22 protein-coding genes are annotated in these 26,069 nt (G+C 34.9%); 6 read left to right on the top strand and 16 right to left on the bottom strand.

Annotation, left to right across the window (positions count from 1 at the left end):
* Nucleotides 1–83: 83 nt before the first annotated feature.
* Complete coding sequence (locus tag N0K73_RS01570) at nt 84–1,094, top strand: YeiH family protein (RefSeq protein ID WP_112249559.1); 1,011 nt, start codon at nt 84–86, stop codon at nt 1,092–1,094.
* Between the two features lie 62 nt (nt 1,095–1,156).
* Here N0K73_RS01570 and N0K73_RS01565 read toward each other — a convergent pair whose 3' ends face one another.
* The 7 genes from N0K73_RS01565 to N0K73_RS01535 all read right to left on the bottom strand — a co-directional run bounded on the left by N0K73_RS01565 (nt 1,157) and on the right by N0K73_RS01535 (nt 9,986).
* Nucleotides 1,157–1,888, bottom strand: a complete 732-nt coding sequence (locus N0K73_RS01565) for a Crp/Fnr family transcriptional regulator (protein ID WP_112249557.1) — start codon at nt 1,886–1,888, stop codon at nt 1,157–1,159.
* 128 nt (nt 1,889–2,016) lie between these two features.
* The gene (arcC, locus tag N0K73_RS01560; protein ID WP_112249555.1) at nt 2,017–2,964 is read right to left on the bottom strand and encodes a carbamate kinase; all 948 of its coding nucleotides are present in this window, start codon (nt 2,962–2,964) and stop codon (nt 2,017–2,019) included.
* Nucleotides 2,965–2,988: 24 nt separating this feature from the next.
* The gene (gene arcD, locus N0K73_RS01555) at nt 2,989–4,413 is read right to left on the bottom strand and encodes an arginine-ornithine antiporter (protein WP_112249553.1); all 1,425 of its coding nucleotides are present in this window, start codon (nt 4,411–4,413) and stop codon (nt 2,989–2,991) included.
* A gap of 152 nt (nt 4,414–4,565) precedes the next feature.
* A complete protein-coding gene (argF, locus tag N0K73_RS01550) occupies nt 4,566–5,582 on the bottom strand; it encodes an ornithine carbamoyltransferase (RefSeq protein ID WP_112249551.1) in 1,017 nt (338 codons plus the stop codon).
* Between the two features lie 24 nt (nt 5,583–5,606).
* Nucleotides 5,607–6,842 (bottom strand): arginine deiminase, encoded by a 1,236-nt coding sequence (gene arcA / locus N0K73_RS01545; protein ID WP_112249549.1) that lies wholly within the window; start codon nt 6,840–6,842, stop codon nt 5,607–5,609.
* Nucleotides 6,843–7,061: 219 nt separating this feature from the next.
* Nucleotides 7,062–8,624, bottom strand: coding sequence for a YfcC family protein (locus N0K73_RS01540; RefSeq protein ID WP_112249547.1), 1,563 nt, complete (start codon nt 8,622–8,624; stop codon nt 7,062–7,064).
* Between the two features lie 249 nt (nt 8,625–8,873).
* A complete protein-coding gene (locus N0K73_RS01535) occupies nt 8,874–9,986 on the bottom strand; it encodes an aminotransferase (RefSeq protein ID WP_112249545.1) in 1,113 nt (370 codons plus the stop codon).
* A 1,017-nt stretch (nt 9,987–11,003) separates the two neighbouring features.
* On the opposite strand from N0K73_RS01535, the gene N0K73_RS01530 reads away from it, so the two are divergent.
* Nucleotides 11,004–11,474, top strand: coding sequence for a MarR family winged helix-turn-helix transcriptional regulator (locus N0K73_RS01530; protein ID WP_057974118.1), 471 nt, complete (start codon nt 11,004–11,006; stop codon nt 11,472–11,474).
* Nucleotides 11,475–11,573: 99 nt separating this feature from the next.
* A complete protein-coding gene (locus N0K73_RS01525) occupies nt 11,574–13,637 on the top strand; it encodes an MDR family MFS transporter (protein WP_112249543.1) in 2,064 nt (687 codons plus the stop codon).
* Nucleotides 13,638–13,661: 24 nt separating this feature from the next.
* Here the strand turns inward: N0K73_RS01525 and N0K73_RS01520 are convergent, their stop codons facing one another.
* Nucleotides 13,662–14,090, bottom strand: a complete 429-nt coding sequence (locus N0K73_RS01520) for a CopY/TcrY family copper transport repressor (protein WP_057974119.1) — start codon at nt 14,088–14,090, stop codon at nt 13,662–13,664.
* 194 nt (nt 14,091–14,284) lie between these two features.
* Here N0K73_RS01520 and N0K73_RS01515 point away from each other — a divergent pair, with 194 nt between their 5' ends.
* Nucleotides 14,285–15,535, top strand: a complete 1,251-nt coding sequence (locus N0K73_RS01515; protein ID WP_057974120.1) for a dicarboxylate/amino acid:cation symporter — start codon at nt 14,285–14,287, stop codon at nt 15,533–15,535.
* A gap of 124 nt (nt 15,536–15,659) precedes the next feature.
* On the opposite strand, the gene N0K73_RS01510 is transcribed toward N0K73_RS01515, so the two are convergent.
* From N0K73_RS01510 to apf, 8 genes are all read right to left on the bottom strand, one after another.
* Nucleotides 15,660–16,223, bottom strand: coding sequence for a sugar O-acetyltransferase (locus tag N0K73_RS01510; RefSeq protein WP_112249541.1), 564 nt, complete (start codon nt 16,221–16,223; stop codon nt 15,660–15,662).
* An 11-nt stretch (nt 16,224–16,234) separates the two neighbouring features.
* Nucleotides 16,235–17,263 (bottom strand): LacI family DNA-binding transcriptional regulator, encoded by a 1,029-nt coding sequence (locus N0K73_RS01505; RefSeq protein WP_112249539.1) that lies wholly within the window; start codon nt 17,261–17,263, stop codon nt 16,235–16,237.
* 44 nt (nt 17,264–17,307) lie between these two features.
* Nucleotides 17,308–18,483 carry an MFS transporter gene (locus tag N0K73_RS01500; RefSeq protein ID WP_112249537.1) on the bottom strand — a complete coding sequence of 392 codons (1,176 nt, stop codon included), beginning with the start codon at nt 18,481–18,483 and terminating at the stop codon, nt 17,308–17,310.
* Complete coding sequence (locus N0K73_RS01495; RefSeq protein WP_112249535.1) at nt 18,483–20,696, bottom strand: alpha-galactosidase; 2,214 nt, start codon at nt 20,694–20,696, stop codon at nt 18,483–18,485. The genes N0K73_RS01500 and N0K73_RS01495 overlap by 1 nt, the downstream gene beginning before the upstream one ends.
* 178 nt (nt 20,697–20,874) lie before the next feature.
* On the bottom strand, nt 20,875–21,747 hold the full coding sequence (locus tag N0K73_RS01490) for a TMEM175 family protein (RefSeq protein WP_112249533.1): 873 nt from the start codon (nt 21,745–21,747) through the stop codon (nt 20,875–20,877).
* 44 nt (nt 21,748–21,791) lie between these two features.
* On the bottom strand, nt 21,792–22,226 hold the full coding sequence (locus N0K73_RS01485; RefSeq protein WP_057974122.1) for a hypothetical protein: 435 nt from the start codon (nt 22,224–22,226) through the stop codon (nt 21,792–21,794).
* Between the two features lie 51 nt (nt 22,227–22,277).
* Nucleotides 22,278–22,967: a YjjG family noncanonical pyrimidine nucleotidase gene (locus N0K73_RS01480; RefSeq protein WP_112249531.1), complete on the bottom strand. Its 690-nt coding sequence runs from the start codon at nt 22,965–22,967 to the stop codon at nt 22,278–22,280.
* Nucleotides 22,968–23,099: 132 nt separating this feature from the next.
* Nucleotides 23,100–23,699 (bottom strand): aggregation-promoting factor, encoded by a 600-nt coding sequence (apf, locus tag N0K73_RS01475; RefSeq protein WP_404825117.1) that lies wholly within the window; start codon nt 23,697–23,699, stop codon nt 23,100–23,102.
* 551 nt (nt 23,700–24,250) lie between these two features.
* Between apf and N0K73_RS01470 the strand changes: the two genes are divergently transcribed.
* Together N0K73_RS01470 and N0K73_RS01465 are read left to right on the top strand one after the other, a co-directional pair.
* Nucleotides 24,251–24,976, top strand: coding sequence for an ABC transporter ATP-binding protein (locus N0K73_RS01470; RefSeq protein WP_057974124.1), 726 nt, complete (start codon nt 24,251–24,253; stop codon nt 24,974–24,976).
* Entirely contained in the window at nt 24,973–26,067 is a 1,095-nt protein-coding gene (locus N0K73_RS01465; RefSeq protein ID WP_057974125.1) for an ABC transporter permease, read from the top strand. Before N0K73_RS01470 ends, N0K73_RS01465 begins: the two co-directional genes overlap by 4 nt.
* Nucleotides 26,068–26,069 lie beyond the last annotated feature (2 nt).

Raw genomic sequence — 26,069 nt, 5'->3', positions numbered from 1 at the left:
TCATTTTATTAATAGTTATCATTATAAAGATTTATTTTATTAATTAAAATAAATCCGCTATAGTTAAGATACTATTTAGGAGGATGAACAACTTGAAAAAAATAATTAACTTACTACCTGGTTTTATTGTATCGTTAATAATTGGCCTAGCCAGTTATTTTATCGCTAAACTCTGGTTACCAATGCTTGGTGGTGCAACGATTGCCTTATTTATTGGTATTATTCTGGGAAACACGGTTTTAAAACAGCCGTCATTAACAGCCGGAACTAAATTTTCTGAGAAAAGATTACTAGAATATTCCGTGCTTTTACTCGGCGCAACCATCACCTTCCAAAGTATCAAAGAAATTGGTTTAAATGGTCTCCTGTTCACCTTTTTACAAATGAGTATCACAATTATATTTGCCATTTGGTTAGGTAAGAAACTGGCCTTCGGAGAAGGTACCTATTTATTGATGGCCGGTGGTAACGCTGTCTGTGGATCTTCTGCTATTGGTGCAATTGCGCCAGTTATCGATGCCGATAATGAAGAAACAGGTATCTCAATTACATTAGTTAATCTTATGGGAACCATTTTAATGTTAACTTTACCCATTATTGGAACGCTACTCTGGGGTGGAAACGACGTCTTTAGAGGTGTTTTAATTGGTGGAACTATTCAGTCTGTTGGTCAGGTAGTTGCCAGTGCAACTATGTTGAATCAACATGTTATTGTGACTGCCACATTATTCAAAATCCTCAGAATCATTTGCTTAGTTTTCGTTATTAGTATTTTCGGTTACCTACATCATAAAAATCAACCTACCCAACAAGCATCCCAAGTAACAACAAAAAAATCAACCTTAGTTCCTTGGTACGTCATTGGATTCTTAACACTCTGTATCCTTAACAGTTTACACTTTTTACCCGCTCCAATTGGTGGGTTCGCACATTTTTTAAGTACTTGGTGTGAAATTATTGCTCTAGCTGCTATTGGCCTTCGTTTAAATTTACAATCGCTATTCAGCCAAGGAAAACGTTTATTACTTTACGCCGGCGGTATTATGCTCGTTCAAGTTTTATTAGCAATTGGTTTAATTACGCTATTATTTTAAAAAAATGACCCTATGATTTTGACATATTTTTATGCCAAGTCATGGGGTCATTTTTTGTTAACTTATAATTTAAAGATACGCTCTTGCCGATCAAAACTCTGGTCAGCGAACCATCCCTCCAATAAGGTTAATTGTTGTCGTTCAAAGATAAGTTCATCATGTTTAGCCAAGCATTTAATGACCTGTCCCGTTGTTTCACGAGTGGTCCCACTAACTAGGGCCAGCTCTTTAATTGTGACGCGATACGGAATAATAACGTGCTTTTGGGTGAAATCAGCACCCAACTGCTCTGCCAAAATATTAATAGCTTGGACAATTCGATTATGAGCGCTTGATGTTACCATTCTTTGAACTTGATTCTCTGTGGCGCTTAAAATTGTCGACATCTCTGTAATTGCTCGCGTGGCCATCAGAATATTTTGCTTTAATATCCGTTCAACTAGAGCCATTGGGAAATAAACGATTTGAATATCCGTCATTGCTCTAGCCAAGTATGGGTAGTTTTTATCACTTAATAATCCGCGATATGGAAATCCTAAGTCATTTTTGATATATGAAAAGAAGCCAAAGTCACCGTCGATATCAAATCGTTCAACCCGTATTACGCCTTCAATTAAAAAGTAAAACCGACTGCGTTGATCCGTTTCATCAAAAAGAACTTGGCCTTTTTGAAATGATTTGATACTCATATTGTTCATTAGTAAGTTCGCTTCTTCATCGGTTAACGTTTCAAAATCCGATAATTGTCTCAAATACTGCATATATTGGGGTACCGCTTTACTTTTCTGTCCCATTTTGATCCCCTCCACTAACGTCTAACTGACCCAAACTCTCTCCATCATCATTTTAACATGGATATTCATTGGCCACAATTAACCATCCTATCTTATAGCCTATCCGCCCTAAGCGTACAAAAGGATTGTTAACCTTTCACAATAACCGTTCCAGCATCGTTGTCTAATAGCTGGCTAATGTTTTCTAGAGATGTAACAATTGCGCGACCGTTTTGACTAGCTTCAACGAATTCAATTGCAGCTTCAATCTTAGGTAACATACTTCCCTTAGCAAATTGGTCTTCTTTAATATATGCTTTCAATTGAGAAACGGTAACTTCTTCTAATTTTTCTTGGTTAGGTTTGTTGAAGTTAACGTATACGTTATCAACGCTTGTTAAAATAATGAGTAAATCAGCGTTTACTAATTCAGCTAATTTTTCTGAAGCAAAATCTTTATCAATAACTGCTTCTACACCGTGCAATTTACCATTTTCTTCAACAACAGGAACGCCACCGCCACCAACAGAAATTGAAATAACGTCATTTTCTGTTAAACGATCAATTGTTTTATATTCTTTGATACCTGTTGGACGTGGTGAAGGAACGACACGACGCCAGCCACGACCGGCATCTTCGACAAAGGTCATCTCTTCATGAGCAGCCATTTCTGCCTTAGCTGCTTCTTCTGTAAAGAAAGGTCCAACTGGTTTTGTTGGGTTACTAAAGGCGTCATCATTTTGATCAACAATAACTTGTGTCACAATAGTTGCGACTTCTTTATCAATCCCTTTTTCAGCCAACGCATTATCTAATGCGTTTTGCATCCAGTAACCGATACTTCCTTGTGTCATTGCAACACAAGTATCTAATGGTAAAGCTGGATTCTTTTCAGAAACTGCAGCCGCTTGTTGTAATAATAAATTCCCAACTTGTGGCCCATTACCATGTGAAATAATTAATTTATCGCCTTTTTCAACGAATTTAACTAAATATTCAGCAGTTTCACGTAACGCTTGTTGTTGTGCCTCAGCACTAGCATCCTTTGACAAAATAGCATTTCCACCTAAAGCAATAACAATTTTTCTTGACATAATAATCGACTCCTCTTTTTTTATTTTTTAAACAACCATTCTTCCTGACGCAATTAACCATATTCCGACACAAGCGCCAATAACAATAACGATCGTCATACCAATTTCACCTTTTGATAAGAACTTCTCACCCTGTGCCTGTCTTGCTTTTCCGTAGAAGAAGATCCCTGGAATATAAGCAATTAAACAGAGTAATAAGTAACTAACACCGGCCATGATAATACCGGAAATTTGGAATAACAAAGCAATTAAGCCAAACGTTAATTGTGCTTTGTTTCCTTTTTCATCAATGTGTTGAATTGAATATTTAACTTGATACATTGCTACTAAGATATAACAAACAATAATTGCAGCCGTACATAATGAATAAGCAAAGTTATAAGCTTTGTCCGTAAATAAAAGTGTGAAAAGGAATAATTGGACTAATCCAGCCGTTAAAACTAAGGCAAAAGTTGGTGCCTTTTTATCATTAACTTTACCGAAGTAAGCAGGTAATAACTTGCTTCTTGTCATAAGTAACATCGTTTCTGCTGGAAGCATTGTCCATGACAACCATGAACCTAAAATTGAAATAATTAACCCAATTCCGATAAGATAGCCACCAAATGGTCCAATCATTTCAACAGCGATATAAAGCATTGCTGGTTGATGAATTGAAGCTAATTGTGCTTGCGTTAAAATACCGTAAGGTAACATTGAGGCCAACACATAAATAGTCAATAAACTGATTAGTCCGATAATTGTTGCTTTACCGGCATCAGATTTCTTTTCTGCACGAGAAGATAACATTGAAGCCCCTTCAATACCAACAAAGACCCACATCATCACCATCATACATTTTTTAATTTGTAAGGCGACATCGCCTGCGGCAAAGTTATGGCTCATTGTGCCCCAGAAATTAGCTGAAAAAACATCGATCTTGAATAAGAATATAGCAACAACAATAAAGACAAAAATTGGAATTAATTTGCAGACTGTAACAATTGCATTAATCGCAGCGGCGCCTTCAATACCACGGTTAACAAAGAAAGTTAACGCCCAACAAAGGATACTTGCGATTAAAATTGAAGGGAGATTTTGACCCGATTTAAAGATGGGGAAGAAGTAGCCAACCGCACTCATTAGGATCGTAGCAAATGCCACGTTTCCTAACCAAGCAGACAACCAGTAACCCCAACCACTAATGAACCCAGCAAATGGGCCAAATCCTTTTTCAGCGTACGTAAAGATTCCTTCTAATTCTGGTTCTTTGTTCAACAGGTTATTTAATGAGAGTGATAACATTAAAATACCCACTCCGACAATGACCCAACCAATTAACGCAGGCCCCGGTGCAGATGCATTGGCCAAATCAGACGTTAATCCGAAGACCCCACCACCGATAGAAGAACTAATAACTAGCGCAACAAGCGCCATCAAACTAATTTTTTTAACCGTATTTTTTTCTTCCATAATTCAACTGCCTACTTTCTTTATTAAAAATAAAAGGGAAACTAATCTAAAGTCTTGCTCCAGATTAGTCCCCCTAATGACAGCCTATTTTTCGCAGAGACACTTCCCTGTTAAGTTTCTTTCACCATTAAAAACAAACTATCTTGATGTTATTAAACACGTGGAATGAATAAGTTTCCCGCAGTTGCAGCCATAATTGCTTTAATTGAATGCATTCTGTTTTCTGCTTCTTCAAATTGACGTGCATATTTACTACGGAATGCTTCGTCAGTAATTTCCATTTCTCTAACACCATATTTTTCAAACATTTCTTTACCATATTCAGTTTCAATACCATGGAATGCTGGTAAACAATGCATAATGATCATATTTTCATTACCAGTCTTTTTAACCATGTCCATGTTTAATTGGTATGGTTTCAATGTGTTAATACGTTCTTCGAACTTATCTTCTTCACCCATTGATACCCAAACATCTGTATAAAGAACGTCTGAATCTTTAACACCTTTATCAACGTCTGAAGTAATCATGTTTTTGCTACCTGATTTTGCAGCAAATTCTGCAGCAAATTTTTGAACTTCTTCAGTTGGTTGTAATGAATCAGGTGCAACGATATGAATGTTAACCCCCAACATTGAACCAGTTACCAAAAGGCTGTTAGCCATGTTGTTACGGCCATCACCAACGTATGTTAATGTAATGCCTTTTAATTTACCGAAGTTTTCTTTAACTGTCATGAAATCAGCGATCATTTGTGTTGGGTGCCATTCATCAGTTAAACCATTCCATACGGGAACGCCTGAGAATTTAGCTAATCCTTCAACAACATCTTGGCTGAATCCACGGAATTCAATACCGTCAAACATACTACCTAAAACTCTAGCTGTATCTTCAACTGATTCTTTTTTTCCTAATTGAATATCATTTTTTCCAAGAAATTCAGGATGTGCACCTAAATCAACTGATGCTGTTGTAAAAGCAGCACGTGTTCTTGTTGAATTTTTTTCAAAAAGCAAAGCAATGTTTTTACCTTGAAGATATTTATGTGGAATTCCACGTTTTTTCAAATCTTTTAAATGAATTGAGAAATCAATTAGATATTCTAATTCTTCTGGAGTAAAATCTTTTTCTGCTAAAAGACTACGACCTTGAAATACTGTGTTTGACATGTTATTTTCCACCTTTTTTATTTTTTATTTTTTTAAATCTTCACGAACAATAGGCATACTCATACAACGTGGACCACCACGACCTCGTGATAATTCAGCTGAAATAACTTCAATAACTTTAATGCCGTAACTTCTTAAGACCTCATTTGACACATAGTTACGATTGTAAGTCACAACAGTGTTTGGTGCAATTGCTAGTGTATTTGAACCATCGTTCCATTGTTCACGTGGTGCAACTACTGCATCGCCGTTACCAACTGGGATTAAGATAAGTTCAGGCACTTTTAAAACTTCACGTAAGACGTTTTGAAGATCTGTACGATGTGAAATATTAATGTGATTATCTTTGCCGGGTTCTAAGATAAATGTATCAACGTTTCCGCCGTTATCTTGAATTCCTGGATGAATTGTAAATTTATCGTAATCAATCATTGTAAAGACAGTATCTAAATGCATCATTGCGCGATTATTAGGAATTTTAATTGCTAAAATTTTATCAAAACCACTATGTTTTGCGAATAGAACTTGTGCCAATTCTTCGATTGAACGAGCTGAAGTACGTTGTGAAATACCAATTGCAAGAACGTGGTCGTTTAAAATTAATTCGTCTCCACCTTCCATACGGTCGAGATGGTTACGACTACGCCATACGTTTACGCCCTTGTTAGCAAAACGTGGATGGAATTCCATAATGTATTCCATGAATAACGATTCACGGCGACGTGCAGCAAATGTCATACGGTTAATTGTTAACCCATCACCCATTGAAGCTGCTGGATCACGCGTGAAGTAAAGGTTAGGCATTGGATCCATAAAGAATGGGTAGTCTTCCGAAGAACTGAGATCAACTAAAGCATTTGATTTGTAATCGATTTCATTTGTTCGTACGCCGGCCATAATTTTATCAACCATGTCTTGTGTTTCCATTGAGAGTAAATATTCTTTCAATGCTGCATGGAGTGTACTTGAAACTAAACCTGATTCATCTAACATTTTTTCTAAGAATTCTTCTTTTACATTTCCTGCATCTAGGGCTTCAGCAGCCAAAGTTTCAAGATAAATTGTTTCAACGCCATTGTCTTGCAATGTTTTTGCGAAGAAATCATGTTCTCTTTGGATTTCAGGTAGGTATGGAATATCGTCAAATAAAAGACGACCCATGATATCTGGTGTTAAGTTTTCAACTTCTTTACCGGGTCTCTTTAACAAAACTGTTTTAAGAGTTCCGATTTCTGATGTTACATGTACTGGACTTGTCATAATGATTACCTCCCATATATTTATTACATGCACAGCATAACAGGTCCAATTGGTCTAGTTTAGGAAACGCTTACACTCATAATGTGAAGTTTCTCTCATTATGAGAATTTATACGGGTGATTATTTCATAGATAACATTGTATGCGCCTTCATTGTTGAGTTTTTAAAAATTCAAAATGAGAATCATTAGAATTATATTATTTTATGCTCTTAACTGAATTAAGAAACAAGAACTTGTAGTACTAACAATCCGCCACCGAACAATAAAACGAAGACAACAACTGGCCAAACGAATTTTACCCAGTGTGAATATCTGATATCTAACATCTGAAGAGTTGCCATAACAAGCCCTGTTGGCGCTAAGAAGAGCATTGCGTATTGACCAAATTGGTATGCAGAAACGACAATATATCTTGGAATATTAGCGGAATCGGCTAATGGCGCAAATATTGGCATTGCTAAAACGGCTAGCCCAGATGATGACGGCACGATAAATCCGAGGAAGAAGAAAATAATCATCATGACAATAATGAAAATTGGTCCGCTCACGCCAACTACTAACGATGAAGCGTATTGGAGAATTGTATCTGAAATCAATCCTTGGTTTAAAACAATATTAATTCCTCGAGCGAGTCCAATAATGAATGACACACCAACTAAACTTGAAGCACCATTAACGAACGCATCAATAACTCCCTTTTCTCCAAGTCCTTCTTTTCCAGTACCCGTTAAGATCATAATTGCAATAGAAAAAACTAAGAATGAAGATGCCATCGTTGGGAACCACCAACCTTTTGCCATAACGCCCCAAACCATAATTGGGAATGTAACAACAAATAGTAATAGTATAATTTTTTTACGAATAGTGAAAACAGGTTCTTTGTTTCCATCGCCCGCCGATACAGACCAAAGTTTATTGAACGCCTTACTATCTTCATACGTATATGATGCGGTTGGGTCAGCTTTGACTTTTTTACTGTAGCGACCTAAGTAGATAATTAAAAAGATTGAGCCAACAACTAATCCGACAATCCGCCAAATCATACCTTGAGTGAAATCAATGCCGGCAGCATTCGACGCAATAACAACTGAGAATGGGTTAATTGTCGAGAATGTTGTTCCAATGGAACTAGCTAAGAATATTGCCCCCACGCAGACTATCGAATCGTAACCCATCGCGATAAATACGGGTACTAGAATTGGATAAAAAGCAACTGCTTCTTCTTCAATTCCGCACAACGTTCCGCCTAAGACCATTAAGATTGAGACGAAAAAGATTGATAAAAACTCGTGTCCTTTCGTTTTTTTAGTAAGCGCCACTAATCCTGATTCAAAAGCGCCACTGACTTTAACCACGCCAATCATACCGCCCAAGACCAAAATGAATACCATGATATCAACGGCTTGAATTGTCCCATTCACCATGCTGGTCGTGATGTCAGATGGCCCGGCCGGATTCTGTTTTAATCGCTGGTATGTATTAGGAATTGATACGGCTGCCGTTATGCCACCAGACGTAAATTGTTTAATATCAATTTTAACGTGTAACTTATCTAACTGATTTTGTGTTGCTGGTACCTTTTTTACATTACCATGGGCATCTGTAATTTTTAATTCTGTGCTCGCCTGATCGTAAGATAATTTCGAATAAGATCCTGCCGGAATAATCCATGTTGCCATAACTGCAACAATCGTTAATATAAATAAAATGACAAAAGCGCCCGGCATTTTTAGCTTAAATTTCTTTTTAGGTGTCTCCACCATTGGTGTTGTTGAATCCATAATAGGTTCCTCCTTTAAGTGTTATCTTGCATAATTTGTTGCATTCTCCCATTAACATCCCTTTACCATCGTTGTCACCCTCCTCCGTCGGTTGTTTCGCTTGGATTATATCAATAGTTCGTTATTCGTGGAGTGAGAATAGTGACATAAAAAGTGTTAACCAGTTCACACTTTTGGTCGTTAATCAAAAAACAGAGCCACAAAATCCAATTGTTAAATCAGATTTTATGGCTCTATTCGATATTATGATTACTCATGTAATGCTTGTGACAAACGTTTCAAACCTTCTACTAAAACTGATTCTTTAGCACAATACCCTAATCTTGCATGACCTGGCACACCAAATCGACTACCAGGGACCATTAAAACCCCATAATCTTTTAATAACTTCTTACAAAATTGTTCATCATCTTCAATTGTTTCAAATTTGATAAATGAAGTTGAAACAGACTTTGGCACAACCAAGCTAACAGCTGGTTCATCGTCGACCCAGTCAGTTAATATTTTTAAATTTTGTTTAACAATTTTCCGATTTCTATCCAGAACGAGATCCTTATTTTTTAAAATATGAACAGCCATCTGGTCATTAAAAACACCGGCACATATCATTGTATAATCGCGATATTTTCTAAAAATATCCGTTATGGCAGGATTAGCAACTGTCCATCCTATCCTAATACCAGGCGTCGAATATGTTTTCGACAAACTATTTGTCGCAATCCCTTTATCATATAAATCAACAATTGAACTGACATCTGTAGTATCGTCTAAGGGCAAATAAACCTCATCAACTAGGACATACGCGCCAACTTCTTTAGCAATCTTTACTATTTCTGTCATTAAGTTTGTCTCAATAACCGTTCCTGTTGGATTATTTGCATTATTTAAACAAATCATCTTAGTATTTGGCCGAATAAGTGTCCGCAATTCGTCCAAATCGGGCATCCATTGATTTTCTTCAGAAATATTCCAAAAATCGACTTCAGCTCCTAATGATTTAGGAATATCGTAGAGTTGCTGATAACTAGGATACATCGAAATGACGTGATCACCAGGTTCGATTAATGCATATAAAGCTAATTGATTCGCTCCTGTTGCACCATTAGTTTGTAAAACTTGTTCTGGTGAGACAGTTTTATATAAATGACTGACCTCTGTTTTAAAGGCTGGAGAACCTTCAATCCAACCATAATTCATTTTTTGTGCATCTAAATCGCGATAAAAATCCTGACTATTTACCTGACCCATATTCAGCAACTCGTTCATCGTCATCGATGAAACTGTACTTTGTGCAATATCATATGTAGCCTGTGTTTCATAAACGTTCAACCATTCCTCAACGCCAAATCCTGCAATTTCCATAAGTTATCATTCTCCATTCTGTAATATTTTGTTAACGCATACATAATAACAGAAATGAATTGTTAAAATAGGAAGAACTTCACACTTTTTCCATCCTTTTGACTCAATCAGTAACGATAAAGATACCATCATGAGCAATAAATTTATTACGATTATTATGACATTAAACAAGTAAAATTTATCTAACATGCCCACGCCCCACAGAAATAGCGTGGCTACAACGCTGTCAATGGTACCAACAAGAGACATCTTTGATGACACATTTTTAACTTAAAAGGTATTAAAAACAAAGAAATTGTACCAATAGGATTAAGAGACTAAATAAGGACGTTATTAATAATAAGGCACTTATTTTTTAGTTAACCTGTTCGAAAATATAATTACTCAAAATGGCTATCAACTGAAATTAAATATAGATAAGTGATCTGTTTGTTATCTTTTAAATCTTTCATATTGTCTTTTAACATCGATCTCTCAATAAATTTAATTTTACTATCTTTAAATCCTAATGAGATGTTTAAAAACGGCAATCATAACCAAAAATACGATGTATAGGTCATTTTAAAAATAACTGTTCCCACACCTAATATACTTACTGTTAAATGCCTCAATTTTACGTTCACCATTCGTCAACCGTCTAATAAAATGGGATTTCAAAGACCCACCGATTGCAGCGTTACTGATTCCATATATAAACCATGAAAAGTAAATAAAATAAAAATCATCTGACATCACTGTAATTAAATACAATATAGCAAGCGGGACTAACAGCAGTTACTACATTATTTTTTAGAACAACTATCAGTTAATAATCCAAAAAGAAATTCAAGAAACAATCCAGACACCGTATTCGTTAGAAATATGACTTAAGATTTAAAATGATTAGAAATTTGGCTAATCCCTATGACCCATTTAATATCGTAATAGCCGTTTGTGTTTACAAAGGAACTTGTTTACATTGGAAACACAAACCTTTATAATAAAAACGAAATCAAATACTGAATTGAGGGCATACTTATGAAAAAAGAAACATTTTCAGAACTAAGTGATATTTTTTTAAGAGTTATCAATAGATATAATGAAATTGAAAAAACACCGTATTCCTATGGAACTGATATCTTACTTCATCCATCAGAAACGCATACGATAGAGTTCATTGGCAATAATCCAGACATTAATGTTACACGTTTAGCCGAACTATTAGGTATCACGAAAGGAGCAGTTTCTAAACGGATTAAGCAATTGAGAAAGAATGATTTAGTGACTAAATCAATTTCTCCAGAAACTGAAAACGAAGTTGTCATTAATTTAACCGTTAAAGGCTCAGAAATTTACAAGGCACATGCTAAATTTTCTAAACAATTAAACAAAAGTATCGCTAATCTTTACAAATATTTACCAGATGAAGTTATCATGGATCTAGAACGTATAGGAACTGAAACGGAACAAATTTTTTTAGATATATCTAATGAAAGAAAAAAACGATAAAATAGTTTTTTTCATCCTTCCTGTTTCCAATGTAAACAGAATCCCAAGGAAACATCTTAATTCAACTACACAAACTAATAAAAAGGAGTTGCCAATCCATTGATAAAAAATAAAAAAATCTTACTAGGTCTCATAGCTTTATCCCTAATTATGTTTATGGTCACACTAGATACAACAATCACAAATATTGCGCTTCCTGATATTACAAATTCCTTTAACTCCAACTTAACTGATACTAACTGGATTAGTACAATATACGTTTTGATTATGTCAATCACCATTATTCCGGCTTCAAAATTTGGAGATCAGTTTGGTCGAAAAAAAATAATGTGCATTGGTCTTATCATATTTGGAATTGGTTCTGCACTTTGTGGGCTATCGAACACCCTTCCAACTTTAATTTTTACACGTTTTATCCAAGGAATTGGAGGCGCAATTGTAACACCAATTATGATCCCCCTATCCGTAAACCTATTTGGTCGTAAAGATGCTAATCAAGCAGTTGGGATTATTGGTGCCGTTACGGCAGTTGCAGCCGCAGCTGGCCCTTCAATTGGTGGTATTATTTTAAAATTTTTAAATTGGAAATGGATATTTTTTGTTAATGTTCCCATTGTTATTATCACATTCATTTTAATTCTTTTTTGTTTTGAAGAATCTTTTGATCCAACTATTTCAAAGAAAATTGATTTAGGCGGTTTAATTTTTTTAACATTATGCCTATCACAATTAACCTTCTTACTCGTTAAAGGATACGATATTGGCTGGAACTCTATTACTAGTTTTAGTTTAATGCTTGGAACTTTAATCACATTTTTAATTTTTCTTTGGATTGAATTAAAGGTGAAACAGCCTTTAGTTGAATTAAATTTATTTAAAGAAATGACCTTTTCAGCTTCAACAATTATTTACTTTATGTGTGGATTTGCAATTGTCTGCTCGTCATTAATTTTTAATTTTTTTCTTGAAAATGTACGTGGATATAGTGCCCTAAGTGCCTCTTATATCATTATGTTTATGTCAATTACAGTTATGATATCAATGCCCTTAGGGTCAAAATTATCAACTTATACCGGTTATCGCAGTATTATTACAACGGGAATGGTCTTAATGGCAGGCAGTTTATTTTTATTATCAAATCTTAAGTTCCATGTTACTAATCAGCTGATGACTTTTTTCATGATTATTTTGGGATTTGGTTTTGGGTTCGCTTGTTTATCAATTGTTTCAGCTGTTCAATTTATTCCGGAAAATAAGGCTGGGATTGCTTCAGGTATCGTTAACGCTGCCCGACAATTGGGAACTTGTCTTGGCATTGCACTATTAGTTGGCACAATGACCCATAATGTCGACACAGCCAAAAATACTATTGAAAGACGTTCTATTGATCAAATTACTAGCAAAAAATTACCAAATAATATTGATAACTTGATGAAAACGAGGGTTATAACTATTCTAAACTCAAATAAAGTTAGTCCAAATTTTCAATATGCATTAAAAAAATCGATTAGTGAAGAATTAAAATCTGATAATACCAATTATCAAATTAAAAATAAGGAACTATCAAAAATGCATACTGGCCTTGGAAATTTAAAAAAGCAATTTAACGGTAATCCTAATACCGTTTCCAGCCTAACCAATAAAATTTCCATTGGGCAAAATGAAATTACAGCCCAATATAATGCGTTACTATATGAATTGGTCAAAGATAATCCCAACGCCATAAAAATATTGAATACTTACGAAAAAAAATTAATTTTTTTACAGGCTCAACCAAAATCAATTCAAAATTCAAAATCAATTACGCAACTTTCTAGTTTGATTTCAATTTATAAAATTGGGACTAATCCAAACATCACTACTGGAAAAGCCTTTACTAAAGCATTATCTTCTAGGTCCGCTGACAATAATATTACTCAAGCACAAGATATATTATCAAAGACATTATCTAAGGACGGAAAAATAAATAAAGGTTTAACTACATTGGATGGTGGAGTATCAAAAATCGATGTAAATGAACAAATATCTAAACTTTTAAGTCAGATTAAAAATTTAAAAAATAAGCAACTAACCCAAGCCTTTACCAAAACTTTTATGTTGGCAGCATGGATTATTGCAAGTTTTTCACTCGTAGGTCTTTTTACTGAAAGGAAGCATAAATAAAAATTAGTGTTCCACGTGAAACAATTAAACCGTTTTTTTCGCTAAACAGTTACATTCAACTTTTTCTGGTGCATTTTTAGCTTTTTGATCGATTACATTTCGTAACCGTACAATATCTGATTGACTCAGTGCCACTTCATCCAGTAAATCTGCGATTGTTGATCCAATTTTCATTTGGCACATATGATCAAATAATAACTGACTAACGTGATCCATCGTTGATTGTTCTTCTATTAGAGGTTTATAAATGAATGCTCGGCCTTCCTTATCAGCAGATAACGCACCCTTTTTAACTAATCGTCCCAATAACGTTTTAATTGTTGGCATCTGCCATTTCATTTTTTCTTTTAAATTTTCAAATATTTCGTTACTAGTACTTTGCCCAAGCGTCCAAATAACACGCATAACTTCCCACTCGGCGTCACTAATTTCAATCGATTGTTTTGTTGTCATGGTCTTCACTCCTTTAATCTCACATCATCTTTATGACTACAATTGTAAACTAAAGATGATAACGCGTCAATAGGTTACGCTCGACTAACGCTTTCCCTACCCTCATTAGCTTATTTTAGCCTTAGCTTTTACACAATATAATTGGTATACTATTGTTTACGACTTCAGACTATTTTTAATTAAGGGGAATTGCTATGACTACTTTTTTTAATCGTTACAAAACATCCTTATTTCTACTTTTAGGATTAGTTATAGGTGGCATTGTTGGCCTATTATTTAAAGAACAAGCATCCGTTCTTAAACCATTAGGTGATCTTTTTCTAAATCTAATGTACATGATTTTAGTCCCTCTCGTTTTCTTCAGTATCTCATCCGCAATCGCAGAGATGTCTGAAATGAAACGTCTTGGTAAAATTATGATGACTACCTTGATTGTTTTTCTAACGACAGCCTTCATTGCCGGAATTATTGGCTATATTGGTGTTCGCCTTTTCAACCCGATCCATGGTGTAAATGTTGATACCATTAAAGGATTAATGGGTACTGTTAAAGATACATCGGTAAAATCGTCCGGTTTAGAAACGTTAGTTAACACATTTACTGTTAACGATTTTTATCACCTATTGTCTAAAGATAATATGCTTCAATTAATTATTTTTTCAATCTTGATGGGTACAGCCGCCTCAGCAACTGGTAAAGAAGCGAGTGCGTTCACAAAATTCTTATCAGCCGGAAACGTAGTTGTTATGCGTATGGTTAAATACGTTATGTACTACGCGCCAATTGGTTTAGGTTGTTTCTTTGCCAATATTATTGGTAACTTAGGACCTCAAATTGCCGCTGGTTATTTACGTAGTTTCGTTCTCTATCTAGGAATTACGGCCTTCTACTTCTTTGTAATGATGAGTTTATATGCCTTCATTGCGGGTGGCAAAGCCGGATTTACTATTTTTTGGAAAAACGTTTCAGCCCCTGCTGTCACAGCAATCGCAACAAGTTCATCCGCCGCAAGTATTCCTGTTAACTTAGAATACTCTAAAAAAATGGGTGTGACAGAAGATATTGCAAATACCATTATTCCTTTAGGCGCGAATACGCATAAAGATGGATCTGTAATTGGTGGCGTTTTAAAAACAACATTTTTATTTGCCGTTTTTGGTAAAGATATTACGAGTGTTAATAACATGATTATGATTATCTGCGTATCATTCTTGGTTGGTGTCGTTATGGGCGCAATTCCAGGCGGTGGTATGGTTGCCGAAACCCTAATTTGTTCAATTTTTGGTTTCCCAATGGCCGCCCTTCCATTAATTTTAATCATTACGACAATTATTGATATTCCAGCTACTTTATTGAATTCAACAGGAAATACCGCAACTGCAATGCTTGTTACGCGTTTCGTTGAAGGTAAAGATTGGTTGAAGGATTTTATGGCACAAAAGTAATTAACCAATTCTATTTTAAATATAAATACCCTCGTAAAGGACTTTAGACGTCTTCTACGGGGGTATTTTTTACTGTTAGATTAATAGAAATCACGTTAAAATTCATTTCTAGAACCTAATTATTTTACGACTCTATTTTTTTTATTAACTTGCAGGGAGAACCATACGCCAAATAATTATCTGGTACATCCTTTGTTACTAAACTACCCGCTCCAATCACAGAGTTTTCCCCAATTGTCACTCCCGGAAAAACAATTACACTGGCACCAAGCCATACATTTTTTCCAATAGTTACAGGTAAATTATACTGGGCATTTTTCAATCTTAAGTCCGAATTTAAAGGATGGGTTCCAGCAATTAAGGTCACATTAGGCCCAATCATAGTATCGTCACCAATAATTATTTTTGTATCGTCCACTAACGTTAAATTAAAGTTACTGTATACGCGCGCACCAATAAATGTATTTTTTCCCCAATTAGCGTGAAGAGGCTGAAGCAATGTTGTTTCTTCACCAATACCACCTAGAAATTTATTTAATAATTGTTTTTTTTCGATACTTTTACTAGGTAATAGCTGGTTATACTCAAATATCCAATCCGTGTATTTCATCTGTTCTTGATTAATCTCAGCATTTTCAAAATAAATTTCGCCACTATCCATACGCTTTTTAATTTCTTCCGTATCCATTCGTTACCCTCCTAACTAAAGTGAAAACTTTCTCTTTCAATTAATTTTGAAGGAAAAGTTAAAACCACATTTTCACCACGTTCACCGTTAATTTTTTCACTTGCCAATCGAACGGCGGCATTTCCTATTTCTTTACTATTAATGTTTACACTAGTTAGGCCAGGTGTCAGGCTTTGGGCTATTTCAATATTATCAAAACTAATCAATGCCAAATCCTCACCAATTTTTTTACCGGCTGATTGAAGACTATGGTAAACGCCGACTGCTAGTGGATCGCTTCCCACTATTATTGCCGTCGGAAAATCATCAACCTTTTCTGCCAATAACTCGTCGGCCATGCGCCTACCCTCTAATGGCTCCCATTGACCTAATTTATAATTAATATTTTGCTTAAGTCCTTGATCGTACATAAATTGTTTATAAGCCCTTAACCTTTTTTCGTTTTCATTAATTTCTTTTTTTCCGTATTCATTAATATCAATGTTGTACCCGCCGATATAAGCAATATTTGTATGCCCCGCGGCAACTAATAACGATAAATTTTTTTGAATCATTCGCTCAAAATCAGCATAAACCAAATCTACATCCGCGGTGATGTCTGGATTATCCACTATCACAATATTTTTATTCTGCTTCATCAATTTTTGAATTGATGATTCATTTACCGTGCCAATAATCACAATCGCACCCAAATGATCAAAATCTTTCCATTCCTGTGGATTATCTTCTGCTAAGTAATAAGTCCGGTTCAGTCCCAAATGAAGACGTTGAGCTTCTTCTTTGATGCCCTCTCTCAATTGGCTGAAATATGGATCATCAAATTCTTTTTTTCTATCAATAGTTGAAATTAAGCCTATGGATTGAATTTTTGCTTTTTCATATTTACGTTTATTAATATCATAATTTAAATCTCTAACTGCTGCCCTAATTCGCTGTTTTGTATCTTCAGAGATAGATAGTGTTTTATCTTGATTTAAAAATCGAGAAACTGCACCAGGACTGACATTTGCTTTACGAGCAACCTCTCGCATACCAACCATTTTACACACCTCACCCATTTATACTTAAATCTTACCACACATGTTTACTCCGTTTTATCAACTTTTCTTTGTAGCAGATTCATATCACGAATGACGAATATCATTAAGATTCCTAAAATGATGGTAAATAAAGCAATAAAAGGTATAAAGATACTTTCTGATCCGCCAACTTTTTGTAATAAATTTAATCCAAATGGTGCTAAAAAACTACCTAAATTACACCCAATCAAAATGATAGACGTCGCAACATTCATTTTACTTGCCGGAGCATACTTATTTAACGAATTATATATAAATGGAAAAATCAAACTCCCAGGAATCCCGCTAATAAAATAACCTGTTAACAGCACCGGAAAATTCCCAGCAGATATTCCAATTAATAATGTTGCTACCGCTAATAAGATTAACCCCAAGTGTAGACACTTTTCTCCTATTACTTGATAGATTCTCCCGAAGAAGAAACCAGTTATAATGCCAATAATTGGCATTACCGCTAATAGATTAGATGCATTATAGTTTTCTCCGCGCATCGAAGTCACCATCGCTGGAAATCTCACACCGATCGCTACAAAAGTCATAACCAAAAATAGTGCGAATAACGCTAGAAGAAATACAGTCATATTAATTTTTTCTTTATGATTCATTTTATTTGGCGTTTTATCGGTGATTTCCGGTACAAATAAAGTAAATACAATTAGAACAACAAAGGCAATTGCATAAATACCAAAAGATAATTTCCAACTGATACTTAATAAAATTCCCGCTGCAATCGTCATAACAGCACTTCCAATATTTTCGGCTGCGCCACGAAATCCCAACATGTTTGCCCGTCGATTTTCCTCATCCCGGTAAAGTATGTTAATAATCGATACCGCTAGCGAGTTAAACAGGCCAAAACCGGCACCCAATACGAATCGACTCACAATAATCAATGGATAATTCACTAAGAAAATGGGTGCAATCCCTCCAAAACCAACTAATAATAATCCAATTTGAACTGTTCTTTTTATTCCAATTTTTTTGGCGATAAGGCTTGATAATACAACAAATATAACAACACCTAACGATGGTACCGTTGCTACTAATTCTCCTTGAGTAGTGGTCATTGATAAACTAGCGCGCATTTGGGGTAATGCACCATTTATTGCCGTTGCGCTAGTTAATAAAATCGAAATGGCCAAGATGGCTACCTGAGTCAAGCCGGAATTTCGTTTCTCCATTACTTACCTTCTATTTTCTTAAAGTGAATTAGTTTCGTTTGAAAATCGCCATAAAAATCAGGATAATAAATACCTATATTGGCTAACTCTGTACCAGAATATACGTCTCTAGTTTCTTGATTTTCATATAAAAAATCTTCTGCTATGCCTTTTAATCGGACTTCATTAAATTCTGGTTGAGCATTCGCCAAGGTACGGCCCACAAATAGTAAAACATCGGACTTATCTTTAGAAACGAATAACCATGAAGTTGTATTTCCTTCAAACGGACTTTTTAACCGAACAAAATCACCATACTGAACCAACTGTCGCAAATCTTGATAGAAAATAATCTGATTCGAAATTTCTTTTTTTTCTTTTTCCGATAATGTCGTTAAATCTAATTCGTAACCCAGTATGCTTGACATAGCCACATCTCCACGCGTTTTCAATGAAGTCATTCGACCAGTTTGATGATTTGGCACGGCCGAAACATGGGCGGTGCCCGCAGAAACAGGATATGCAACACTGGTACCATATTGAATTTTAAGACGTTCAACTGCATCCGTATTATCGCTCATCCAAGACTGTGGCATATAGTATAAAAGTCCTGCATCAAAACGTCCACCACCACCAGAACAGCCTTCCCATAATATTTTAGGATATTTCTGAGTTAAATTTTCCATTAATTCATAAACACCTAAAATATAACGATGTGCGGTTTCTCCCTGTTGTTGACTTTCCAAACCAATTGAATACGCATCCGACATGCTACGATTCATATCCCACTTAATATAGTCAATATCAACCGAATCCAATATTCTTTCGATTTGTTTCTGAATATTTTCTCTTACCTCTTTACGTCCCATGTCCAATAAGTGTTGATCACGTGATGGGGATGGTTCCCGCCCTGGCACCTGCATCAAGTAATCTGGATGGTTCTCGTATAGTTCTGAATCAATCGAAATCATCTCGGGTTCAAGCCATAGACCAAACTTCAAACCTTTTTGATGAACATAATCAGAAATGCCCTTTAATCCTTTTTTTAATTTACCCTCAAACTCAAACCAATCGCCTAATGAGGAATCATCATTATTTCGATGACCAAACCACCCATCATCCAATACAAACATCTCAATACCTAGATTAGCCGCTTCATCAACGATTGCTTCAATTTTTTCATCCGAGAAATCGAAATATGTTGCTTCCCAGTTATTTACCAAAATTGGACGCTCTGAAAATTGATGTTCACCACGTGCTACTCGCTCCCTTAATAAATCGTGGAAAGTATTGCTCATCTTATTCAAGCCACTGTCTGAATACGCTAATAAGACTTCTGGCGTTTGGAAATTTTCTTTTGATTTTAATTTCCAGGTGAAATTATAGTCATTAATCCCTGCAATTAAGCGTATTTGATTAATTTGGTCAACTTCTAACTCGAAACAATGGTTCCCTGAGTAAACTAAATGTACACCGATCACTTCACCATCAAACTCATTTGCGTCGGCTCCTAATAAGGCAATAAAACTATTCATCTGATGACTAGATGCACCACGTCGGCTTTCAAAACGCTTCACACCCGTCGATATTTTTTCACGATTCATTTGTCGCTCCCTAGTCAGTGCACCAGGTAGCGAGAGAACATCCTGATATATACCTGAATGTGTTAAATCCAATTGCATTGAAGCAATCTTTTCTAGCGATAAAGAGGCATTTGTTAAATTACGAATATTTATAGAACGAGCAATTACATTACGATTGCTATAAATTGTATAAAACATATCAAGATAAATATCATCAAATCGATCTTTAAGCGTAACCATTAGTGTGCTCGCTTCATTTTCATCAAGGACATAAGCAGATGGAAGACCTTCTAGCGTAGGTTTACCAGGAGTAATTTCGTAAGAATCATATCGAAAATCTGTTAAATTTGCTCCATTTTCTCGACGAATAATACTAGCTGGTACCCGATAATCCATTGACCCATGACTAGAATATTCTTGGGGCAACGTATCTTTAGAGTAAGCCCTTTCATTTTGTCCTGGTACGTTTCCCGAAAATCCTCGATCACGTCTTGGGTAATTATGGTGGTCATTGTATTGATCTACTTTTTTACCAAAATACACATGCGCCAACACATCACCTTGTTCTACTTTTATAATATAAGAGATTTCATTATTACTTAAATGGAATACCCCCGTATTTTTATCAAAATTAATTAATTCATTATTCATCATAGTTCCTCCTAGTAAACTTTTATATTCCAGCTGTTGTTTACTTTATACTGTTTACTAAATGGCTTTGTCAAGGATGGAATTAAAAATTTTATTTTTATAATACAGTTACTATATTTAGCATACATACACCAATCAAAAAAGCTTTCAAAATCAAATAATTTTGAAAGCTTTTTGTTTATTTTCTGTCTTGTCTCCCCAACCGTTCCTTACCGGCCACTCTATCATGGCCCTTACCTGCTCTTCTGCCATTTTTAAAATCTTCATAATATCGATGGAACCATCTTAGTATCGTTTCTTCACTCACATCAAGTGCTTCTTCGGCATCCTCAGTGAAGTTTTCCCAAGCATCTGGATCTCTTCGTGCCATTTCTCTTCGAAGCGTCAAAATAAGTGGTTTCAATTTTTCTCTATCTTTTTGTGACATCTTCAAAAATGCCTCAGTACCTTTAGGATCCATCTGACTGACGCCCGTAAATTCACTATTATCTGCACTATTGGCAATAAATGAACGAATTGGGATAATAATGAAAAAAACTAATGCTATTTTAGGGAAAAACCAACCTAAAATAATTAGTGCTAGCATTAGTAATCCGGTCTCGGTATTATGTTTACCATAAATCGCCACGTAAACTTTTTGCATATCAGATTTTTCTGTGTATTTTTGATGAATGATTGCTTTGGCAATTCCTCTGAAAATATAAATGATAATCACATATAAAATACCATACATCACAACTGTTTCTTTAACTGTATCGGTAGTCATTAATCTTGTAAATGCTGGAATTAATGCTAAAAACATCATTAAAATTAAATCCATAACAATGATTTTATTCGATACTTCGTCGACTTCCGCAAAAACAACTGCGTGTTGGTACCAGATATTAGCCACAAAACAGAAACTAACAATAAAAATACCAATCGTTTGAAATAAATCAGCAAAATTAATTTCACCATTTTTTACTTCAATCGGCATTTCTAGTACCATGATTGTAATGATGATTGCAATAATTGCATCGCTTAATGTATCAAGTCGTTCCTTAATCTTCATATATAACACTCCTAAAAATATTTAATATTATTTATAACCGATCCTTATATATCTTGGTTTTTGAGACGTTCTTTTCGCAATGACAACAGTTTTGCCGTCGTCGATAAAGACATTGATAATAAAATAAAAAACAAACTAGTCATGAGGAAGAACGATGGCAGAACGCCACCGACTGACTTTATAACTAACGTTGAAATAGTGAAAAACACTGTGAAAAAATTCAATATAATCAGACTGACATCATAGCTTCCCTTAATTTTTAATAGCGTATGGGAAAAATAAAAGAATGCAATACTAATCGTCATGAAGAGTGTATAAATTACAAAGAAAACGCTAATAAAGATTGCGGGTTCTACCTTCGCAAACTCAATAACAGATTTATCTGTGGCCATTTCGGAAATAGCCAACACTTGTGAAAATAAGAAATAGATAGCCAATAAAAAAATAACATATGTAATTATTTTTTTGATATTTTTCATTTTAAAAATCTCCCCTTTAACTTAAATCACAATACGAGTACCATATAACGATCATATTATACGATTGATAGCCAATAAGTCATCAATTTCATAGGTTGCCTTTACGGATGTTTTATTTTTGGTATTACCCGGGTTATACCAAACAGTATCAACGTCCACATTGTTGCCACCTTGAATATCTGACGTTAAAGAATCACCAATTATAAGTGCTTTTTTTGGATCAAAATTATCAATACGATTAAAAACATAATTAAAATATCCCACTGCTGGTTTTTGATATCCCGTCGTTTCGGAAACAAATACTTGTGGAAAATATTGATCTAATTTTGCTTCTGCTAATCGCTTATATTGCATGTCTGCAATACCATTTGTGATGATTGATAATTGATATTTTGTCTTATCTATCGATGCCAATAATTCGTCGGCGCCCTTTATTTTTTCATGTCCATCAGTTAAATGGTCTTGATATTGCTTAGCTAGAGCTCTACCGTCGACTACTTTATTAAACTGTTTCTTGAAAAATATCTCAAAGCGATTATTAAATAAGTTTTCACGTTCTAAATCGCCACGTTCATATTGCCGCCATAATTGACGATTAAATTTTAGATAATTCTGTTTTATTTTAGCATCCAACGTTACTTTTTGAGTTAAAAAAAGTGTTTCTAGTGCATTATCTTCTGCTGCCCCAAAATCAAGTAACGTATCATCAATATCAAATAGTAAAAATTCGTAATTTTTCACTTTCACTCTCAACTTTCATCCGTCTGACTTAGTGATTAAACATTATCATTTTTGACATTAGTTGTAAAACAAAAAAAGCTTTGAATTAGGACATATGTCCGAATCCAAAGCTTTGAATAATTAATTTAAATTTTAGTACCAACCATTTGATAACCAGAATGATTTAGCAGCTTCCCATGAACCGTAACGGCTTGAAACGTAGTTATTAGCTACTTTTTCTTGGTTTGCAGCTGAGTAGTCACCATTTAAGTATGAAGAACTTAATTGATATTTACCAATATATTGACCATTTGTAGCTGTATATGAACCACCAGATTCTTTGTTAGCAATCCATGCTTTAGCACTTGATGAATCAGAAGTAGTTGCTGCAGCTGGTGCTACGGCTTTTTTAGCTGGTGCAGGTGTTGATGCTGCAGGTGCTACGGCTTCAGAAGTTGTATTTGTTGATGCAGCTGGTGTTGTTGCTTTAACAGCTGTATCAGTATTGATTGTTAATTGTTCACCAACATAGATTAAGTTGCTATCTTTAATGTCATTTGCTTTAACAATTGCGTCAACACTAACATCATTAGATGTCTTTGTGCTGTATGTTGCTGAGATGTTGTTAAGTGTGTCACCTGATTTTACAGTATAAACATCAGCGTCTGCTGCTTTAACTGCAAGTCCAAGACCTGCTGCGACTGTTGCGACCATTGCGACTGAAAATTTTGTCATTTTAGTATTCAATTTCATTATGTTAGTTCTCCTTTTTATTGAGCGGTTTTATTTAATTTCTTCTATTTATCTTACGAGGTTCATACTATCAGTTACCTTTTACATAAGCATTTCAGCTAAATATCAATATCCTGAAATAATGTAATATTTATAATATTCTGTAATAAATGTAAACCAATCAAAGTGTCCGCTCACCTGCTCATTCTCTCAACGATAGGCCTCATTAAGATAATTTATTTGTATTTTATGTGACAAAATACGGCGTTAAATACGTTAAAATAAATTTAAAAAGTTTTTTTTTTGCTTGATTTTATAAAAAAAAGAATTATTAGCGACAATTCTCGCCAATAACTCTTTTAAAATTTCACTTGATCATGCTGTGTCCAAGTATCCAATCGAGCACTTTTATAAATAATTGAGTCTTTTATATCCTCTTGAAGTAATACATTCATAAAATCTAGTACTTATTTTTTCAATAAATGATTAATTTGACAACATTATTTAAAAAGATTAAAATATTTTCATGGGTAAGTGAATACTCACTTACTTTATAAATGAAGGTTATTATTATGGATAAACCAGTTATTCAATTACATGATCTATCAAAATCATTTAACAAACACGTCGTTCTGGATCACATTTCAACAACCGTAGAAGAAGGCACTATCTTGGGTCTGATTGGCCCTTCAGGTGCCGGAAAATCAACTATCATTCAATTATTACTTGGTTCAGAAACAGCTGATAGTGGTACGGCGACTGTCTTCAATCAGGTAATGCCTAATCGTGAATTACTAGGAAACATTGGTTATATGGCCCAAAATGATTCCTTATACGAACAACAATCTGGCCGTGAAAATTTAATTTTTTTCGGTCGAATGAAGGGAATCACAAAACAAGACATACCATCTAGCGTTGAACACGTCACGAATGTAGTTGATTTAGGAGATGCGTTGGATAAACGTGTCTCTACATACTCTGGTGGTATGAAACGTCGTCTTTCACTTGCTATTGCCCTCATTGGAAATCCAGATTTAATTGTTTTGGATGAACCAACTGTTGGTATTGATCCCGCTCTTCGCCGCCATATCTGGCAAGAGCTTCACCGATTAAAAGCAGAAGGTCACACTATCCTTGTTACAACCCATGTCATGGACGAAGCTGAACTAGTCGATCGTGTTGCTATGTTATTAAACGGCCACTTACTTGCAGATGACACTCCTGAAAAGCTAAAAAATAAGTATCACGTCAATTCAATTGAATCCGTCTTTTTAAAGGTTGAGGAGGAAAACAAATGAGAACTTTAGTCATTGCCAAACGCGTTTTAACTGAATTATTAAGAGATAAGCGTTCTTTGGCACTCATCTTTATTGCGCCGCTACTTGTCCTAACACTGATGAGTTTTGCATTTAATAATAATTCAACGCAATCAACTAAGATTGGAACCGTCTCTGTCTCTAAAATATTTAATCAAAAATTGGATCAAAAAAATATCATCATTAAAAAATACGCAACTATTAGCCAGGCTAAAGCAGCACTTAAAAAGGATCAAATTGACTCATATATAAATCAATCTGGTCAAAAATTATCTGCTACTTATGCAAACGTCGATGCCAGTAAGACGGCCGCAACGAAAATGGCTATCAAAACGGCCGCTGGTTCCATCCAACAAGAAAAAATCGAAAATGAATTAACGACCTTAACAAAAAATTTACCCGAATCACCCAAATTAAATGTAGCTCAACCTTTATCACTCAAAAATCACTATATTTACGGCGATAAAAATACCTCTTACTTTGATAAGATGCTACCAATATTAATGGGATTCTTCGTTTTCTTCTTTATTTTCCTAATCTCTGGTATGTCTTTATTGAAAGAAAGAACATCTGGTACCCTTGATCGTTTATTGGCCACACCCGTTAAACGATCAGAAATTGTCTTTGGTTATATGCTTAGTTACAGCGTTTTAGCCTTTCTACAAACGATATTAATTGTTTTATTTACAGTTAAAGTTCTGTCCGTCGATATTTTGGGTAACATATGGTCAGTTATTATCATTAATTTATTATTATCGCTAGTTGCTTTAGCATTTGGTATTTTAATGTCGACTTTTGCGAAATCAGAATTCCAATTGATGCAGTTTATTCCCATCATCGTTCTACCTCAAGTCTTTCTATCCGGTATCATTTCACTCGATTCAATGCCCCAGTGGCTTCAATATTTTTCGTATATCTTACCAATGAGATATGCCGGTGAGGCATTAACAGGTGTTATCATGCACGGTTATCATTTACTGACCGTATGGCCTATGCTAGTCGCATTATTAATTTTCTTGATTGTTTTACTAATTTTGAATATTATTGGATTGAAACGTTATAGGAAGGTTTAGGT

The sequence above is a fragment of the Dellaglioa algida genome, assembly GCF_030127605.1.
In the GTDB taxonomy this organism is placed as follows: Bacteria; Bacillota; Bacilli; order Lactobacillales; family Lactobacillaceae; genus Dellaglioa; species Dellaglioa algida.
The sequence above is the reverse complement of the archived record's forward strand: the minus strand, read 5'-3'. Positions and strand labels throughout refer to the sequence as shown.

Bases quoted from the DNA above. Each gene is read 5' to 3' on its own strand.
- N0K73_RS01485 (WP_057974122.1), bottom strand. From the start codon at position 22,226: ATGAAAAATATCAAAAAAATAATTACATATGTTATTTTTTTATTGGCT.
- argF (WP_112249551.1), bottom strand. From the start codon at position 5,582: ATGTCAAACACAGTATTTCAAGGTCGTAGTCTTTTAGCAGAAAAAGAT.
- N0K73_RS01515 (WP_057974120.1), top strand. From the start codon at position 14,285: ATGACTACTTTTTTTAATCGTTACAAAACATCCTTATTTCTACTTTTA.
- N0K73_RS01470 (WP_057974124.1), top strand. From the start codon at position 24,251: ATGGATAAACCAGTTATTCAATTACATGATCTATCAAAATCATTTAAC.
- N0K73_RS01540 (WP_112249547.1), bottom strand. From the start codon at position 8,624: ATGGATTCAACAACACCAATGGTGGAGACACCTAAAAAGAAATTTAAG.
- N0K73_RS01530 (WP_057974118.1), top strand. From the start codon at position 11,004: ATGAAAAAAGAAACATTTTCAGAACTAAGTGATATTTTTTTAAGAGTT.
- N0K73_RS01490 (WP_112249533.1), bottom strand. From the start codon at position 21,747: ATGAAGATTAAGGAACGACTTGATACATTAAGCGATGCAATTATTGCA.
- N0K73_RS01510 (WP_112249541.1), bottom strand. From the start codon at position 16,223: ATGGATACGGAAGAAATTAAAAAGCGTATGGATAGTGGCGAAATTTAT.
- N0K73_RS01565 (WP_112249557.1), bottom strand. From the start codon at position 1,888: ATGGGACAGAAAAGTAAAGCGGTACCCCAATATATGCAGTATTTGAGA.
- N0K73_RS01495 (WP_112249535.1), bottom strand. From the start codon at position 20,696: ATGAATAATGAATTAATTAATTTTGATAAAAATACGGGGGTATTCCAT.
- N0K73_RS01505 (WP_112249539.1), bottom strand. From the start codon at position 17,263: ATGGTTGGTATGCGAGAGGTTGCTCGTAAAGCAAATGTCAGTCCTGGT.
- arcA (WP_112249549.1), bottom strand. From the start codon at position 6,842: ATGACAAGTCCAGTACATGTAACATCAGAAATCGGAACTCTTAAAACA.
- N0K73_RS01535 (WP_112249545.1), bottom strand. From the start codon at position 9,986: ATGGAAATTGCAGGATTTGGCGTTGAGGAATGGTTGAACGTTTATGAA.
- N0K73_RS01465 (WP_057974125.1), top strand. From the start codon at position 24,973: ATGAGAACTTTAGTCATTGCCAAACGCGTTTTAACTGAATTATTAAGA.
- N0K73_RS01500 (WP_112249537.1), bottom strand. From the start codon at position 18,483: ATGGAGAAACGAAATTCCGGCTTGACTCAGGTAGCCATCTTGGCCATT.
- apf (WP_404825117.1), bottom strand. From the start codon at position 23,699: ATGAAATTGAATACTAAAATGACAAAATTTTCAGTCGCAATGGTCGCA.
- arcD (WP_112249553.1), bottom strand. From the start codon at position 4,413: ATGGAAGAAAAAAATACGGTTAAAAAAATTAGTTTGATGGCGCTTGTT.
- N0K73_RS01520 (WP_057974119.1), bottom strand. From the start codon at position 14,090: ATGACAACAAAACAATCGATTGAAATTAGTGACGCCGAGTGGGAAGTT.
- N0K73_RS01570 (WP_112249559.1), top strand. From the start codon at position 84: ATGAACAACTTGAAAAAAATAATTAACTTACTACCTGGTTTTATTGTA.